We start from the raw sequence: 18,476 nt of genomic DNA on the forward strand, positions 1-18,476 counted from the left end.
AGTCCTTTTATGAAAGAATCCTTACGCCTGCGTTTAGACCAGATGGTAGACCGTTATGAAGAGGTCACCGCTTTATTATCAGATCCTAGTGTCATCAGTGATAATAACAAGTTCCGTGAATTGTCTGTTGAGCACAGCGACTTGATGGAGATCACGACGCTGTGGCAAAACTACGTGGGTGCAGAAACGGATCAGGCTGATGCAGAAGCGATGCTAGCCGATGCAACAGATCCTGACATGAAAGAGATGATGATCGATGAGATTGAGAGTGCGCGTGATACCATCGTAGAGATGGAAGAAGCACTCAATCTGATGATGCTACCAAAAGACCCTAACGACAAAGTACCAGCGTTTTTGGAGATTCGTGCTGGGACAGGCGGCGATGAGGCAGCGATTTTCTCTGGTGACTTGTTCCGTATGTACCAAAAATACGCGCAGAGCCAGGGCTGGACACTAGAAGTGCTCTCTGCAAATGAAGGTGAGCATGGCGGTTATAAAGAAATCATCACTCGCGTATCTGGCAATAGTGTATATGGTCGTCTAAAGTTTGAATCAGGCGCTCACCGTGTACAGCGTGTCCCTGAGACCGAGAGTCAAGGTCGTGTGCATACCTCAGCTTGCACGGTCGCAGTCATGCCAGAAGTTGAGATTGATGATACCGTTGATATCAATCCTGCTGATATCAAGATGGATACTTTCCGCTCAAGCGGCGCGGGTGGTCAGCATGTTAACACGACTGATTCTGCCGTACGTTTGACGCACATTCCGACAGGTACCGTGGTAGAGTGTCAGCAAGAGCGTAGCCAACACAAAAACCGTGCGCATGCTATGAAAATGCTGGTCTCTAAAATTCAACAAGCCAAAGTGCAAGCACAGGTCGATGTGGCGGACTCTATACGTCGTGACTTGGTTGGTAGTGGCGATCGCTCAGAGCGTATCCGTACCTATAATTTTCCACAAGGTCGCATGACCGATCATCGTATCAACCTTACCTTATACAAGCTTGATTCCATTATGGAAGGCGACTTGGACGAGATTCTTGATGCACTACTACGTGAGCATCAGGCTGATTTGATGGCCAGTATCGGTGGCAATGACTAGTAGTTGGTCTGTAAAAGTATTAACAGTTTTATCGTTTTTATCACCGTGTCTGTTCTTATAATAATAAGTATTGATTTAATTTTTCTGTTTTCGTTTATCCATTTAATTACCTAAAAATATTGAGAGTGTTATGTCAAAGCACAATAATCAGAACCAAGATCAAACCCCAGTCGTAGAAGATGCTAACGAGCTAATCGCACAACTGCAAGCCAAGCTAGATGATATCAGTGCTTCAGGTAAACAGCCGTATCCTAATACGTTCAAACGTACTGATTATGCGCAAGACTTACAGACGGCTTTTGATGGTGTCTCAAAGCAGGAAATTGAAGAAAAAGCAGCGAATGGTGAAAAAACACAGGTAAACGTGGCAGGTCGAGTCATGCTCAACCGTGGTTCTTTTATCGTGATCCAAGATATGACAGGCCGTATTCAGTTATATGTAGCACGTAAAGAGCTTGATGAGGAGACGCGTGCGAGCATCAAATCACTAGATTTGGGTGACATCGTTGGTGTATCAGGCTATATCGGTCGCTCAGGTAAAGGCGATTTGTATGTGCATATTGAAGAAATTACGCTATTGACCAAATCCCTACGTCCAATGCCGAATAAGTTCCATGGCTTGGCTGATGTAGAAGCGCGCTATCGCAATCGTCATCTTGATTTGATGACCAATGAAACGACTCGCAATACCTTTATGGTTCGTAGTCAGATCGTCAGCGGTATTCGTCAATTTATGCTCAATGAGCGTTTTATGGAAGTCGAAACGCCAATGATGCATCCGATACCAGGCGGCGCAGTAGCTCGTCCGTTTGAGACACATCATAATGCATTAGACATGCCTTTATATCTACGTATCGCGCCTGAGCTTTATCTTAAGCGTCTGGTCGTTGGTGGTTTTGAGCGCGTATTTGAGATTAACCGTAGTTTCCGTAACGAAGGCGTTTCAACCCGTCATAACCCTGAATTTACCATGATTGAGTTCTATCAAGCATACGCTGATTATCATGACTTGATGGATTTGACTGAGCGTCTGTTTAATCAGTTAGCAATAGATGTGTTGGGCACAACAGAGCTGACTTATCAAGAAGAAGCCATTAGCCTAAAAGCACCATTTGCTCGTCTATCAATGTCTGATGCGATTGCAAAATATGCTGAAAATTTTGACATGGCGCGTATCAATGATCGTGAATACCTAGCAGAGTACGCATCTACGACACTTAAGCAACAAGTCAAAGATGTGTTTGGTGTGGGTAAACTACAGACGATTATCTTTGAAGAAACGGCTGAGCATCAATTACGTCAGCCAACGTTCATCACTGAATATCCTGCTGAGACCTCACCACTAGCGCGCCGTAGTGATGACAATCCTGAGATTACTGATCGTTTTGAGCTGTTCGTTGGTGGTCGCGAGTTGGCCAATGGCTTCAGTGAGCTTAATGACCCAGCAGACCAAGCCGAGCGTTTCCGTGGTCAGGTTGCTGAAAAAGACGCGGGTGATGATGAAGCCATGCATTTCGATGAAGAGTATATCGAAGCATTGTCTTACGGTTTGCCACCAACAGCTGGTGAAGGTATTGGTATCGATCGTCTAGTAATGCTATTTACAGACTCTGCTAGTATCCGTGATGTGATCTTGTTCCCGCATATGCGCCGCAAACAAGACAGCTAATGTGGGTTTGCTTGCTGTAAATCCAAACTGATACTTAACTTAGCATAAAAAGCTTTTGCTCATTTTCACAGATTGGGTATAAGCTTTTTTGTGAAATATCGTTTATAGAGGTATTATGGATATTCAGCAAGCATCACATGCGCCATGGCAAAAAATGATTCAGCAATGTTTTTTATCATTGTATGAGTTGCCTGATGACAAAATCACTGACTCTGATCATTTTCAGGGTTATGATTTTGTTTTTGAGTTTTCCGGCGCTACTATTTATTTGCTCGTCAATACCGTCGTGATGCAGGCAAATAAGCAAGAAGTAGATAATGCTAAAGTTCGCGAGTGGAGAAAAGAAGTTGTTAACCAACTCATCAAACGCCACGCTCAGATTTATCAAAAAAACGATAGCCTAATTGTAGATAGAAGTGCCGCGACAGCTGATAAAGCAGTTTATTTTATTGGCTTAACGTCATTGTTTATCAATCATCAAGACGATCAATCGGGCCATTCATCTTATGCAGTTGGCTACGAGTATGGCAGTCGGTTTTTTGCAGAAGACTGTGTTTTAGACTTAGATGATGAGCAAAGTATCCTACAAGTCTTTAGTCATCAAAACTTCGTTGATATCCTCAATCAATTGGTGACGCCAAGTGATTTAACAACCTTTTTAGACTTCCATCGTCGTCAACTATCTAGCTTTGCATCATTTCAAAACGAATCGACATTACTTAAACAGTTTCTACAATCACCTGACTTTCATCAACGAGCGATTAGGGTACAAGAACAGCTAATTGATAACGAGTTAATTGAGCAAGTTGAATTACGCTTACTCAAAGCAGTAGAGCCGAATCAGACTGTATTTGCCGATGCTCTAATGGCTGAGATGCAAAAAAATACTGGTATGTGGTTCAAGCTATTTAACAGTGTGATTGAGCGTTATTATGAAGCGGGTAGACCTTTACCAAATGAGCAGGTTGATATTTTGGTAGATGAGTCAATGTATACCTATGCGTGTCTAGTAGAAAAAATCTTAGCTTATAGAACCATGGATCAAGACTCGCGTTGGAATGGATACGTCCGCCATGAGCATTCTTATCATGTATTTGGACGCCATTATCTTATGGTGTTTTATGCGCAAGACGATAGCAGTTCGCTGAGCGCAGAAAATGTTAGGCTCTCTTATAAAGATTTATTGTCAGATATTAATGTCCAATTACAAGAGCCTGTAATGGATGATTTGTTTTTACTGGGCGTAGAGTTTAGGCCGTGCGAAGATAGCGTAAATACTGAGGTTTATCTGGATATATTTCATCAAGCAGGCTCATTTATTGATGAAAGTACTCAGCGCTTATATGATCGACTGGCCCAACTTCAAGCTCAGTTATAACCTAAACATAGTATAATTCACTAACCCGACGCTTCCTTTATATTTGTATTATTTACATTGGCATTTATTATGACGCAGCAATATCAAGTTTTAGCTCGCAAATACCGACCAAAAAACTTTCACGAGTTGATTGGGCAGACGCATGTGTCTCAAGCGCTGATTAATGCGATTGATTATAATCGTTTGCATCATGCCTATCTGTTTACAGGTACGCGCGGTGTGGGCAAGACGACGATTGCGCGTATTTTATCTAAATGCTTGAACTGTGATACTGGTATTACTAGTACTCCTTGCGGCGTATGTGATAACTGTGTTGCTATTGATCAAGGGCGTTTTATTGATCTTATTGAGATTGATGCCGCTTCTCGTACCAAGGTCGAAGACACGCGTGAGCTGTTAGACAACGTGCCTTATGCGCCAAGCCAAGGGCGTTACAAGGTCTATCTGATTGATGAAGTACATATGCTGTCTACGCACAGCTTTAACGCGTTACTTAAAACGCTAGAAGAGCCACCTGAGCATGTGAAGTTTTTATTAGCGACGACTGATCCACAAAAGTTACCGATTACGATTATTTCGCGCTGCTTGCAGTTTGTACTACGCCCATTACCACAAACGTTACTTAGCGAGCACTTGGCAAATATCTTGACCAAAGAGCAGGTAGGCTATACTCAGCCAGCCATTTGGCAGTTGGCAAGTGCAGCCAAAGGTTCTGTACGTGATGCGTTATCATTGACCGATCAAGCCATTGCTTTTGGTCAAGGCGCACTGGATGATGCGACTGTTAATGCAATGCTTGGTCTTATTGATGCTGCTGACTTAGTACGTCTAATCACAGATATTTATAATCATGATAAGTCCGCGGTCGCTGCTCATATTGAGCAAATGCGTGCGCAAATGGTCGATGCGACCAGTATGTTTGATGGGCTCGCTGAGCTGCTACATCAGTTGGCATTGACTCAGCTGTTGCCTGAAGTCGCTCTTAATGTCAATGAGGCGCAAGCAAAAGATATTTATACGCTAGCTCAGCATATCAGCCCTGATGTCTTGCAGCTGTATTATGAAATTGTTGTGCAAGCCCGTGAAGGTGTCAAGCTCGCAAGTACACCGATGCAAGCGCTTGAGATGTGCATCTTGCGATTGCTGGCGTTTCGTCCATTACCAGTCGATGAAGTCTTGAGCAATACTTATGATAATGATGGGTCTGCTACCAAAGTACCAGCTATAGAACCATTTTCTTCGGCATCAGCTCCAGATGCTTTTGCACATGAAGCGTCAGCACCGCCGCCAGAGCTTTATAATGTTGATTATCAGCTACCAAGTCACGATGAGCTACAAAGCAGTATTGATAATAATGACAATTTAGCACAGTCAGTGGCTAGTGCTATGTCTGAACCAGTTGTTGAGCCTGAACCAGTTGTTGAGCCTGAACCAGTTGTTGAGCCTGAACCAGTTGTTGAGCCTGAACCAGTTGTTGAGCCTGAACCAGTTGTTGAGCCTGAACCAGTTGTTGAGCCTGAACCAGTTGTTGAGCCTGAACCAGTTGTTGAGCCTGAACCAGTTGTTGAGCCTGAACCAGTTGTTGAGCCTGAACCAGTTGTTGAGCCTGAACCAGTTGTTGAGCCTGAACCAGTTGTTGAGCCTGAACCAGTTGTTGAGCCTGAACCAGTTGTTGAGCCTGAACCAGTTGTTGAGCCTGAACCAGTTGTTGAGCCTGGTGTAAATGATTCTCAGTTAACAGCACACTCTGATGAAGATCCACGCACATTGCTGCGTTGTCCACCTCAGGAACTGACAGGCGAGTGGAACCCGGAAAAGTGGGACTACTGGTTGCAAACTGCTCGTGAAAGCGAGGTATTGGCACAAGATGAGCTAGCACTGGCACGACAAGGTACAATGACTGGTCAATGTAATGGTAAAGCCACGTTTTTGACCAGTGTTGATAGTAAGCATTTGCAGGTCACTTTTCAGCAATTGGCAGCTAAGCTACAACAGCAATTTACGCAAGCTGACATTGACTTGAAAATTGATAGTAGTATCATGCAGACCGAAGATAAAACCCCAGAGCGCCGACAGAAAAAACGTTTAGAGCAAGCGAAAACCGTTGCTGAAACGAAATTACTAAAAACACCAGTAATGCAGTATTTAACTGAACGTGGTGAGGGGAAAATGGGTAAAGTACAGCTGTATTAAGATTTTAGAGCAGTGTTTGCTCAAAATATCTAAAAGTATATTTATATATTGAACGTAGTTTTATATTAAATATCAAGGTGATAGCAATATATCACCTTGATATTTTTGTTTTTATTACGGGTCAAAATATATTTATCAAACAAGAGAGAACCATTTGATAACGATAAGATGAATGCAAAGTCGTTATAATGGTTAAGTTATATTAAAAACTGAAATGACGTTTAGGTGAGAATATGTTGGATAATTTACGCGGTATGGCTGTGTTCGCCAGTGTGGTCGGACATGGCTCTTTTAGTGGCTCAGCACGTGAGCTAGGTATTACAACCAGTGCAGTCAGTCAGCAAATTCGTTCATTAGAGAACGAGCTTGGCGTGGTGTTGCTACATCGCTCAACTCGTAAGCTAAGCTTAACAGAAGCTGGTGAGAGCTTTTATGAAGCGGCAAAAGATGTCGTCAGTGCAGCGGAGCAAGGGCGTATTAAAGTTAATCAATTGCGTGATGAGCTGGCAGGTAGCTTGCGTGTATCGACAACTCCTGAGCTTGGTGTTAATCACATACTGCCAGCACTCTCTACGTGGATGGCGGCACATGATGATCTAAGTGTCACTTATCTAGCTGACAATCATTATATTGATATGATTGACGAGCGTATTGATATTGCTATTCGCATGAGCCCATCGATTAATGATTCTAGTCTGAGCAGTCATCCATTGACTGATGTGCGCCAATTATTGGTTGCTTCACCTCAGTATTTGCGTCAGCATAGTAAGCTAAATACGCCTAAAGACTTGGCTGAGCATCAACTGATCTGTATTGAAATCATGAAAGATGCCAATCAGATCGATATGATTCAGACTGAAACTGGCAAAAAAACGCGTGTTAAAATGAACTCACGTATCTATACCAACAACGTATTCATGGCAACGACGTTGGCTAAAGAAGGTCATGGTTTGGTTAGAATGTTAGAAATGGATGTCAAAAAAGAGCTTGAGAGCGGTGAGCTGGTAGAAGTGTTGACTGGCTATCAGTTACCAAGCTTTGTGCTATATGCGGTCACTTTAAATCGCGACCAACAGCCAGCCAAAATCACTCGTTGCCTAGAAGTACTAAAAAAATACTTCCATGCAAATTAAGTGTTGTTCTCACTAAGCACGAAACGTTTTTAGTTAGCAGTAAGTAGTTAGCAAAAAGCCTATAGATAATGAATCATCTATAGGCTTTTTTATTGTCTGTTATTAACGTTGAAACATACTTTAAAATGATGGTTTTAACAGATTGATTAAACGCTCAGCGACTTGTGTGCTTTCATCACGGCTCATGTTAAGTGGTGGTAGCAAACGTACAACATGACCACCCGTCACATTGATGATTAGCTTTTGCTCATCACGAGCACGATCCACCAGTTGACTACAATCCATGTCTTCAGGTAACGCGATACCAATCATCATACCTGCACCGCGACTGCTAACACCATGTTGGCCAAATGTATCAACGATACTTTCTCTGATAAATAAACCCTCAGTCACTGCGTTTTCCATGATATTACTATTTGCTAGCACGTCATACACGCTATGTACCACACGGCTGGCCAATGGCGTGCCACCATAAGTAGAGCCATGACTACCAGCGCCAAACAAACCATTGGCACGGCCACGTACCATGCACGCACCGACTGGGAAACCATTGCCTAGACCTTTAGCTGTCGTCAACACATCAGGGCGAGCGTTACTGTGTTGATAAGCAAAGTATCTACCAGTACGACCATTACCTGTTTGTACTTCATCCAGCATAAATAGCCAGTTATGAGCGTCACATTCTGCTTGTAGCTCTTCAAGATAAGTGAAGCCATTGGCTGCAGTATTTAGGCCGCCTTCGCCTTGGATCGGCTCTACAAAGATAGCGCAGATATCATCATGTTCTTGAGCAGCTTGTTTGACAGCTTCGATATCGCCAAATGGCACACGAATAAAGTCTTCATCTAATGTATAAAACCCTTCTCGCGCTTTTGGATTTGCAGTAGCTGACAAAGATAATAACGTACGACCATGGAACGATTGCTCCATCACGATAACTTTTGGACGTTTAAAACCTTGCTTGTACGCGTATAAACGTGCCAGTTTCAATGCAGCTTCATTGGCTTCGGCGCCACTATTGGCAAAAAACACACTGTCCATTTGAGCGGCGGTACATAGTATCTCTCCAGCACGCTCTTGCCAATCAATGCCAAACAAGTTGCTTGTATGAATTAACGTACCTGCTTGCTGCTGAATCGCGTCAGTGACTTGTGGATGACAGTGTCCTAAGCCGCATACCGCAATACCAGTCAAAGCATCTAAGTAAGGCGTGTCATCTTTGGTATAGAGCCAACTGCCTGCACCGCGTGTAAAGCTGATTGGTTGACGATTATAAGTGGGCATCAGGTAAGTAGCAGACATGTAAAACATCCTTGGTATAATAATTGAGTAAAAGTGTGGGTTATAGCTCGTCAGAAAAAGGCGTGGTTTCTGCAGGTAAGGTGTAGTCTTCGTTTGCCCAAGCACCTAAGTCGATTAGCTTGCAGCGACTGCTACAAAACGGCTTATATTTATTGTCTTGCCAGGCCGTCTGGGTACCGCAACGTGGACAAGGGTAGGTCTTTGGGGGCGTATTTGCAGTAGAGTCAGTCATAAGAAAAGAGCAGTGTCCTAAATGTTATTAGTATTGGTTGTATACGACACAAGCATAAAACGCATCCGTCATTTAAATTTCGACGAAACGAGGCGTACTTGCTGTCGCTGTATTACTATTCAATTGGATTGACTATATAATAGCATGGGGCCGAATAATGACAAAAGACAAATGCTTTAAGGATAGTAGATGACCGACAATATTGATCTCACGCATCAGCAAGAGCGTGCCTTTCAACCACAAAAACTGTCAGCACCGCGTGACTTTATTATTACAAATATCATTAATGACAATAAAAATGAAAAACCGTTGATGCTAGAGATTGGGGCAGGGAAGGGTAAGCATGCACTTAGCTTTGCCGCACAAAATCCTGATAAGCATCTGATAGCCATTGAACGCACGCGTAATAAATTTGAAGCGTTCTCAAAATTAGCCACTCTACAAAATCTATCAAACCTAGACGCGATTCATGCGGATGCGATTGCATGGACAGTGCATGCCATTAAACCAAACAGCTTGGCTAAAATCTTCATTCTTTATCCCAATCCTGAACAGCACAATCCAAATCAGCAATGGCTGAATATGCCTTTTTTTGAGTTTCTATTATCACGCTTGCAAGTGGGTGGAGAAGTGATATTAGTGACCAATATTGAATCCTATATGGACAATGCAGAACACCAAGCAACTAAAGTATGGTGTCTACCATCAATACGTTCTCGAGTACCAGTGACCAGTCAGCGCACTCATTTCGAAGTGAAATATCTTGCACGACAAGAAGTGTGTTGGGAGCTAAGTATTCGTAAGCCAAAATGGTATAAAACAAGATTTGATGATTGGCAGGTAAGTGCTATAAGCGAAAAATAATAGCCTAAGTAAATATAGGGCTTATGTCAGTGATACACAGTAAAGTTAGTAATATTAGATATAAAATAGCCTAAGCAGATAAAATAAAAACATTAAAAAGCCGTCACTAAAGGACGGCTTAAAATTTGCACGGTTTATAAATAAGGTTTTACGAGGCTATTAGAGTTGGTATGCGCATCTAAAACAGTCAGAAAAGTATATGCACCGATAAACTTACGGCTGATAAACATAAATTCTTTTGGTGGTAGATTAAATTCAAAAGATTGCATTGCACGTGTGGCCGTAGTGGATAGGCGTGAATGTAGTTTACTGTTGGCCCAAATATAGCGATTCTGTTCATCTAAACATTCGCTAGGGATATTAGTGTTTTTCTCAGGGTCACTAAAAGGCTCGGTAGCAAGTAAAAATAACGAGGCAATATCCGAACGTACTTTATTACTCATGCTATCGAAAAAGTCGTATCCTTTCATAGCAATGCTCATTGCTTGCTGATCATGGCGATATCCCGCGCGTAGTAGACCACGAGCAATCGTTAATAAGTTACCATCAAACTGACGAATCGCTCCAAAATCTAGCAAAACCAATCTATCGATATCTTCTTCGTTTTCGCTCACACGCACTAAATAATTACCAAAGTTGGGATCTGTCTGCATTTCACCCCATACAAAAATCTCTTGCATCATGATTTCAATGGCCGCTTGACCAATGGCATTGCGGCGTTCATGAGGTAATAGCTGCAATGCTTCTGAAACCACAGTGATACCTGGCTCGTATGACATGCATAGTAGACGCTTTTTAGAATAAGTGCGATTAATCTTAGGCACGATATAGCGGGGATCATCGATTAAACGCTCGTAAAAACGTTCTGTCGTAGCCGCTTCCGCTTCATAATCAACTTCGTGATGGAGTAGGTCACGTATTTCCTCAAACCAAGCATCGAGTGCGCGTGTTTGGGGGACGATATTACTTACTTTTAACAATCGTTTGAACAAGGCAAGATCAGAGTTGATAGCATCTGCCACACCCGGATACTGAATTTTTAACACAACTTGTTCGCCAGTGGCGAGCACGGTCGCACGATGAACTTGGGCAAGAGAAGCAGTTCCAATGGGGACAGGATCAATGTCTAGCTCGTTTAATTTATTGCCCAGTAACTGGCGTAATGTTTGCTCAATCGTCGGCCAAGTCAATGTTGCTGTATCATCATTAAGAGTTTGCAAAGCGCGTGTGATCTCTGGCGGCAATATATGCTCACCATAAATCGCTAGCATTTGACCAATCTTGACGACCGAACCTTTCAATTTACCCAGCTCTGATGCCAGATAATTTGCCTGCGTTTCCATAAACGCCTGATTACGTGCAGTACGTGCTTCTTTGTTTAAGAACATACCAGACACGCTATTACCCGCCCAACGACGACCAATATTCAAAGAAGTTTTTGCAATCGACATACGACGATCAAACCCTGAGGTTTTTAGGCTATCGATTGACTGCTTGTTGCTAAAAGGTTTAGACGTATCATTTGCCATAAGTATAATCATTCATCCAATTGGTATTGATTTGCGGGTTCGAAACCTACAATACAAGGGAGACGTGATGCACAGGTACAAAATTGTATCATATAAAGCGCGTTGGTTTTATGAGCCTGAGCTGGCCATTGATAGTTACTTTGTAAGCTAATATCTAGCAGTAACTATTGATAAATAGGTGCTTACTAATTTGAGTATGATTCATAAATAGCTAGAATTTTTTAGCAAGTTCACTGGTTATTAAAACTTAGAAAAATCTATTTATAACCAATAGATTAGTATTAAAAAGATACTAAAAAATAAGACCTAGCATGATGCTAGGTCAAATAGTGATGTAGAGCTATAAAATATAAAAATACTATTAATCAAACACATTGAGCGAAACTTTCGCATTATCTAAAATATTGCCTAAGGCGTTACTCCATATGTCTCTTGGGATGCCTTAACTGCTAAGCGTTTTCGCGAGTGATGGCATGGTGACCAATATCACGGCGGTACTGAGCACCATCAAAACTGATAGCAGCGGTGACTGCTAATGCTGCTTGCTGAGCATCAGAAATACTATCTGCTAGCGCAGTTACACATAAGACGCGCCCACCGTTTGTAATGACTTCTTTATCATTATCGTTAGAAAATGCCGTGCCAGCATGGAAAACTTTCACAGCATTGTCGTTGTTAGGATCTAGTTCTGGCAAGCCAGCAATCACATCACCTTTAGATGAAGTTTCAGGGTAGCCTTTTGATGCGACAACGATACCTAGAGCAGGGCGCGCATCCCATTTTGCTTCACTAGGTAATTGACCTGCCAAACCTTGTGCGACCAAATCGACCATTGATGACTGCAAACGCATTAAGATAGGCTGCGTTTCTGGATCACCAAAACGGCAGTTAAATTCGATGACATACGGGTCGCCTGCCTTATCAATCATAAGACCAGCGTATAAGAATCCAGTATAAGGATGGCCTGCGTTTTTCATGGCCTCGACTACTGGTTGAATCACTTGCTGCATGACTTTGTTATGAACATCGCTGGTAACAACTGGAGCAGGGGAGTAAGCACCCATACCGCCAGTGTTTGGACCAGTATCGCCTTCAAAAGCACGTTTGTGATCTTGGCTAGTTGCCATTGGCAAGATGTTATCACCATCAATCATGCAGATAAAGCTGGCTTCTTCACCCTGTAAGAACTGCTCAATAACCACGCGGCTGCCAGCATCACCAAACTTATTGTCTGCTAACATATCGTCGATAGCTTCATGTGCTTGTTCGATCGTTTCAGCAACGATAACGCCTTTACCTGCAGCAAGACCATCTGCTTTAATAACGATAGGCGCGCCTTGCTCATCGACATAGGCTTTTGCAGCGACTGCGTCTGTAAAACCTTGATAAGCAGCGGTTGGAATGTTGTTTTGCTCCATGAACTCTTTAGCAAAAGTTTTTGAGCCTTCTAACTGTGCACAGTATGCTGTTGGGCCCCATGCTTTGATACCTGCTTCACGACAAGCATCAACAATACCCGTGACCAAAGGCGCTTCTGGACCAACAATTACCATGTCGATATCGTTATTCTGACAAAAGGCGATAACAGCACTATGCTCGCCTGCGTCAGCGTCGGTAGACTCTAGCGTAACGTTTTGGCATTTAGGCTCAAGGGCGGTGCCAGCATTGCCAGGAGCGATGTAGACATTTTTTACATTGTCATCTTTTGCACATTGCCATGCCAATGCGTGTTCGCGACCACCTGAGCCAACCACCAAAATATTCATCATACCTTTTGCCCTTAGCATTAAAGTTAATAGTGAGCGAGTCGTACGCTCTTAAATATGTTGGCATATTCTAACAAAAAAACGCCTTCAATTACCATGAGTATCCGCCTGCCAGCACCGAATCATCCATATCGATGTCTAAAAATGCATTGTCTCATTAGTAAAGGTTATCGACACATCGCTGATTCATGAAATGATGTTGTACACTTTAGCTCGCGCCTTATGTGCGTTACACTTCACTATATTGGTAGTATTAAATTCTGATGGCTACATATTAATAAAAAATAAGAGCAAAAAAGGAGAAAATTTCTAACTGTTATAAAAATAAAATAAGTCGCGTGAATGGAAATACTGCACCGTTGCACCAATGCATGAATATGCAGTAACAGTAGTCAATCTAAATCGATAAACTTAAATAAATAAATGTTAAACCAAATCTATAAAAAAAGGACGCAGGAAATGCCAAACTCCCTCAGTATCGCAAAAGAGCGCATTAGCCAGATAAGCGATATTGCTACCAGTTATGTACAAAAAGACAAATCACTATTTGATCATTTTATTCATAGCTATTATCAGCCGCTGCATCAAGAAACTGCAGAGGCGATTAGTAATGCTGACTTGGCGGGCATGGCGCTACATCACTTTACACTACTCAAAGCTTACGACGGCAGCAAGCCGCAGCTGACAGTACTAAACCCAGCAGCAGAAGAGCAGCACTTTCACAGCTCGCACACTGTCATTCAAATCGCAGCTTATGATAGACCATTCTTAGTTGATACGATTTTGATGAGCCTAGAAGCTGAAGGTATCGATGTTCATCGTACTTATAATATCATTATCAGTGTTGAGCGTGATGACAATGGTGATATTACCCATATCGAAGGCGCACATGAAAGTGCCACTTCACATATGTCATTGATTCATTGCGAAATTGCTTACCAAGACAACGAAGACTTGGAAGCGCTGCAACAGATGCTGATGTCAAAAATTGACACGCTTGATACGGTCGTTGGCGACTGGAAACAGATGCGTGCGCAGTTGAATGACATCAAAACTGAGCTTTCAACTAAGCCGCTACCGGAAGTATTCTACTCACAACAAGAAATCCAAGCATTTTTAGATTGGATCTTAGACGATCACTTTATATTCTTAGGATATCGTGAATACCGCTTAGAAGGTGGTCAGTCTATCGAAGTGACTTCTGAGCCGACCGATTTAGATTTATTCGCAATCGGTAACAGTGGCCTTGGCCTATTACGTGGTTCTGAAAAAGACAAGCTATCAGAAAGTTTTAGCCAATTACCTAGAGGCTTAAAGCAATTGTTGACTGAGCCGCGCGTGTTGATGCTGTCTAAATCAAGCCGTGTGTCACCTGTGCATCGTTCAGTATATATGGACTTTTTGGGCATTCATAAGTTCGATGACAATGGTAACCTAATTGGTGAATACCGCTTTATCGGTTTGCTAACGTCACAAGCCTATCAGCTGACTGTACAGCAAATACCGTTATTGCGCGAAAAAGCCAATAAAATTATGGCGATGGCAGACTTGCCACGTGACGGTCACGCTCATCATAAGATGATGCATGTGATTAACACTTTACCCCGTGATGATTTGTTCCAAGCCAGCGTCGAAGAACTATATCCAATTGTTTCGGGCATTACTCAACTACAAGACAAGAAAAGCTTACGTCTATTTAGCCGTATCGACCATTATCAGCGTTTTGTCTCGTGCTTGGTCTATATCCCACGTGATAAGTTCAACACCGAGCTACGCATTAAAGTCCAAAACGTCCTAAAAGACGCCTATAACGGTATGTCTTCAGGGTTTACTACTGAATTCAATGAATCTGCGCATGCTCGCGTGCACGTCCACGTACGTACCGTGCCTGGTCAAGTAAATGACGTCAATATCGCCACACTTGAAGCCAAATTATCAGCACTCATGCAATCATGGGATGATAATTATCAAAAAATGCTCCTCGATAATGTAGGCGAGCAACGAGCCAATGCTTTAAATCGTCGTTTCTTAAACTATATTCCTGCTGCCTACCAAGAGCGTTTTGATGCTCGTACCGCAGTCGAAGACACGAAGCGTCTGGCAGGACTGACCGCAGAGCAACCGATGCTCTGGCACTTATACCAGTCGACAGGCGATGCACGTAACCAGCTCCACCTAAAGCTATACGGTCGCGAGCAGCCGGTTATCTTGTCAAAAGTACTACCAATACTTGAAAACTTTGGTGTGTCAGTTATCTCGGCACAGACTTATGAGTTTGACTTGCCAGAGCAGCCTATCTGGATGCAAGAGTATGAGCTGACCCTAGAGCATGTCGATACGGTCAATATGCAAGTAGTGCGTGGTCAGTTCGAAGATAGCCTCAAGCAAATCTGGGCAGGTCGCGTTGAAAGCGATTCATTCAATGAGTTGGTACTAACGACCAAGCTCGATACTTATGATGTCGTCGTATTGCGTGCACTATCTCGCTACATGCTGCAGGCTCGTGCGCCATTCTCTAGTGCTTATATTCAGCAAACTGTGGTCAAAAACAGTGATATCAGTGTCGCGTTAGGTAGTTTGTTTGACGCGCGCATGAATCCTAAGTATAGCCTCGATACGCGTCAAGAAAAGGCTGCTACCATTCAAGAGCAAATCACCGCTGCGTTAGCAGATGTAGATAGCCTGGATGAAGATCGTATCTTGCGTTGGTACTTAGATTTGATCAATGCGATGGTACGTACCAACTTCTATCAAGTCGATAGCAATGGTCAGCGCAAAGATCGTCTGTCATTTAAGTTCTTGGCAGCAGACATTCCAAACTTGCCTAAACCAAAGCCAATGTTTGAAATATTTGTGTATTCACCACGCGTCGAAGCAGTGCACTTACGTGGCGGCAAAGTCGCTCGCGGTGGTCTGCGCTGGTCAGATCGTATGGAAGACTTCCGTACTGAAGTACTTGGCCTTGTCAAAGCACAGATGGTCAAAAACGCAGTAATCGTCCCTGTGGGCTCTAAAGGTGGTTTTATTGTAAAAACCAAGAGCATGGCTGATGGTCGTGAGGCGTTCCAAGCAGAAGGTATCGCTTGCTATCAAACATTCTTACGCGGCATGCTTGATGTCACAGACAATATTGTAGATGGTAACATTGTCCCGCCAGCCAACACGGTACGCCATGATGAGGACGACCCGTACTTAGTTGTTGCAGCAGACAAAGGCACAGCTACTTTCTCTGACATAGCCAATGCGTTAGCAGCAGAGTACAACTTCTGGCTAGATGATGCCTTTGCATCAGGTGGCTCAGTAGGTTATGACCATAAAGCAATGGGTATTACAGCGCGCGGTGGTTGGGAGTCGGTCAAACGTCACTTCCGTATGCGCGGTATGGACATTCAAAATCGTGATGACTTTACGGTTGTCGGTATTGGTGACATGAGTGGGGATGTATTCGGTAATGGCATGTTGCTATCAACGCATACTAAGCTAGTTGCTGCCTTTAACCATTTGCATATCTTTATTGATCCTAATCCAGATACGGCGGCCTCATACGCTGAGCGCGCACGTTTGTTTGAATTACCACGCTCCTCATGGGCAGATTATGAAGCATCATTAATCAGTCAAGGTGGTGGTATATTCTCGCGCCAAGACAAAACCATCGCTATCAGTCCTGAGATGAAGTCGCTCTTTGATATCAGTGAAGACAGCCTTGCACCGAATGATTTGATCAGTGCGTTACTACGAGCACCTGTCGATCTTATCTGGAATGGTGGTATCGGTACTTATGTCAAAAGTGCAAACGAAACACACGCTGACGTGGGCGACCGTGCGAATGACTCGCTGCGTATCGATGGTAATGAGCTACGTGCAGCCGTCGTTGGTGAAGGTGGTAACTTAGGTCTAACTCAGCAAGGTCGTATCGAGTACGCTCAAACGGGCGGACGTATCTATACAGATGCAATCGATAACTCAGGCGGTGTTAACTGTTCGGATCATGAAGTCAATATCAAAATCCTACTTGGCAAAGTGGTCGAGCAAGGTGATATGACGCTGAAGCAACGTAATGAGCTGCTTGAGAGTATGACTGACACCGTAGCAGAATTGGTACTGCGTCAGAACTACTTGCAACCACAAGCCATTGAGCTAAGCCATATCCGTGCCGCAGCCAACCTGAGCGATCATCAGCGTTTTATTCAGATGTTAGAGAGTGAAGGGCGTCTGGATCGTGCGATTGAGTATCTACCATCAGACGAAGAGATTGCGAAGCGCCAAAAAGCGGATACTGGTCTGACCAATCCTGAGCTAGCAGTAGTCTTGGCTTATGGTAAGATGTGGGTTTATGACAATCTACTACTATCTGATTTACCAGATGATCCGTACTTTATCAATGAGCTACGTAAGTACTTCCCAGATGAGCTTGCGTCACGCTTCTTTGATGAGATGACTGAACACCGTTTGCATCGCGAGATTATCAGTACTTACTTGACCAACAGTGTAGTCAACCGCTTAGGTATCGAAGCGCTGTTCCGTCTCTTTGAGGAAACCGATCAATCACTAGCTACTATCGTGCGTGGTTATGCGATTAGCCGTGATGTATTCAATGTATCGCGCGCTTGGAAAGCCCTTGAAGCCCTAGACAATCAAGTTGAAGCGACATTACTGCTGAACCTTGAGCTACGTCTACGTGATTCACTTGAGCGCGGTGTGGTCTGGTTCATCAATGCCTTTGGTCAAAACTTGCAAGTCGCTGATATGATTAGCCGCTTCAGTGAAAGTGTAGAAAAACTGACCAAGCCAAGTGGTTTTATCGAGCAGCAATTTGCCCAATATCTGCAAGAAGATACCAAACGCTTGATGCAAAAAGAGCTGTCTGATAATGACGCTACGCTATTTGCGATGCTACCGTACCATGTCGATGCGCTTGATGCTGCATTGCTTGCTGAGCAATACGAACGTCCTGTCGATGAAATTGCAACTTTATACTTTGAAGCTTATCAAGTGTTGCAATTAGACTGGATGATGGAAAATATTGCCAGCCTACCACAGCAAGATTATTGGGATCGCCGAGCTCGCCATGCGTTAGTGAACGAGCTGTCACGCAGCTTGCGTCTATTGATGGATGTGGTACTCTCAAAACCAGATGCTAAGCAAGCATTTAGTGAATGGAGAGCAAGACACGTCGATCAGCTTGCAGCAGTCACCACAGAGATGAACAAGTTAGATGAGCTGCATAGCAACGAGGAAGAAGGTCAAATCGGTCTTTCAACGCTGTCGGTATTGATGAGTGAGCTGAGTGGTTTAGTTACTAAATAACG

At 43.3% G+C, this 18,476-nt stretch carries 11 protein-coding genes; 7 read left to right on the top strand and 4 right to left on the bottom strand.

All coding sequences use genetic code 11. The features are described from left to right. Positions 1 to 9 precede the first annotated feature (9 nt). The 5 genes from prfA (at position 10) to ACTXGF_RS20145 (ending at position 7,474) form a co-directional block, all read left to right on the top strand. On the top strand, positions 10 to 1,101 hold the full coding sequence (gene prfA / locus ACTXGF_RS20125) for a peptide chain release factor 1 (RefSeq protein WP_057760300.1): 1,092 nt from the start codon (positions 10 to 12) through the stop codon (positions 1,099 to 1,101). 130 nt (positions 1,102 to 1,231) lie between these two features. Then, positions 1,232 to 2,770, top strand: coding sequence for a lysine--tRNA ligase (gene lysS, locus ACTXGF_RS20130; RefSeq protein ID WP_296209946.1), 1,539 nt, complete (start codon positions 1,232 to 1,234; stop codon positions 2,768 to 2,770). A 115-nt stretch (positions 2,771 to 2,885) separates the two neighbouring features. Then, positions 2,886 to 4,148, top strand: a complete 1,263-nt coding sequence (locus tag ACTXGF_RS20135; RefSeq protein ID WP_443534323.1) for a hypothetical protein — start codon at positions 2,886 to 2,888, stop codon at positions 4,146 to 4,148. 69 nt (positions 4,149 to 4,217) lie between these two features. Continuing rightward, on the top strand, positions 4,218 to 6,341 hold the full coding sequence (gene dnaX / locus ACTXGF_RS20140) for a DNA polymerase III subunit gamma/tau (protein ID WP_522885861.1): 2,124 nt from the start codon (positions 4,218 to 4,220) through the stop codon (positions 6,339 to 6,341). A gap of 233 nt (positions 6,342 to 6,574) precedes the next feature. Further along, a complete protein-coding gene (locus ACTXGF_RS20145; protein ID WP_057760292.1) occupies positions 6,575 to 7,474 on the top strand; it encodes a LysR family transcriptional regulator in 900 nt (299 codons plus the stop codon). 120 nt (positions 7,475 to 7,594) lie between these two features. Here ACTXGF_RS20145 and ACTXGF_RS20150 read toward each other — a convergent pair whose 3' ends face one another. Both ACTXGF_RS20150 and ACTXGF_RS20155 read right to left on the bottom strand, forming a co-directional pair. After that, positions 7,595 to 8,776 carry an aspartate aminotransferase family protein gene (locus tag ACTXGF_RS20150; RefSeq protein WP_443535241.1) on the bottom strand — a complete coding sequence of 394 codons (1,182 nt, stop codon included), beginning with the start codon at positions 8,774 to 8,776 and terminating at the stop codon, positions 7,595 to 7,597. A 40-nt stretch (positions 8,777 to 8,816) separates the two neighbouring features. Next, the gene (locus ACTXGF_RS20155) at positions 8,817 to 9,008 is read right to left on the bottom strand and encodes a DNA gyrase inhibitor YacG (protein WP_057760289.1); all 192 of its coding nucleotides are present in this window, start codon (positions 9,006 to 9,008) and stop codon (positions 8,817 to 8,819) included. A 189-nt stretch (positions 9,009 to 9,197) separates the two neighbouring features. Here ACTXGF_RS20155 and ACTXGF_RS20160 point away from each other — a divergent pair, with 189 nt between their 5' ends. Continuing rightward, positions 9,198 to 9,872 carry a class I SAM-dependent methyltransferase gene (locus ACTXGF_RS20160; RefSeq protein ID WP_443535243.1) on the top strand — a complete coding sequence of 225 codons (675 nt, stop codon included), beginning with the start codon at positions 9,198 to 9,200 and terminating at the stop codon, positions 9,870 to 9,872. 134 nt (positions 9,873 to 10,006) lie between these two features. Here ACTXGF_RS20160 and ACTXGF_RS20165 read toward each other — a convergent pair whose 3' ends face one another. Together ACTXGF_RS20165 and purD are read right to left on the bottom strand one after the other, a co-directional pair. Further along, positions 10,007 to 11,401, bottom strand: a complete 1,395-nt coding sequence (locus ACTXGF_RS20165) for an ABC1 kinase family protein (protein WP_191113630.1) — start codon at positions 11,399 to 11,401, stop codon at positions 10,007 to 10,009. Between the two features lie 449 nt (positions 11,402 to 11,850). Then, positions 11,851 to 13,167, bottom strand: a complete 1,317-nt coding sequence (purD, locus tag ACTXGF_RS20170) for a phosphoribosylamine--glycine ligase (RefSeq protein ID WP_341609433.1) — start codon at positions 13,165 to 13,167, stop codon at positions 11,851 to 11,853. Between the two features lie 459 nt (positions 13,168 to 13,626). Here purD and ACTXGF_RS20175 point away from each other — a divergent pair, with 459 nt between their 5' ends. Beyond that, complete coding sequence (locus ACTXGF_RS20175; protein ID WP_443535246.1) at positions 13,627 to 18,474, top strand: NAD-glutamate dehydrogenase; 4,848 nt, start codon at positions 13,627 to 13,629, stop codon at positions 18,472 to 18,474. The last annotated feature ends 2 nt before the right edge of the window (positions 18,475 to 18,476 follow it).

It is taken from the genome of Psychrobacter sp. 1Y6, from assembly GCF_052258385.2.
In the GTDB taxonomy this organism is placed as follows: Bacteria; Pseudomonadota; Gammaproteobacteria; order Pseudomonadales; family Moraxellaceae; genus Psychrobacter.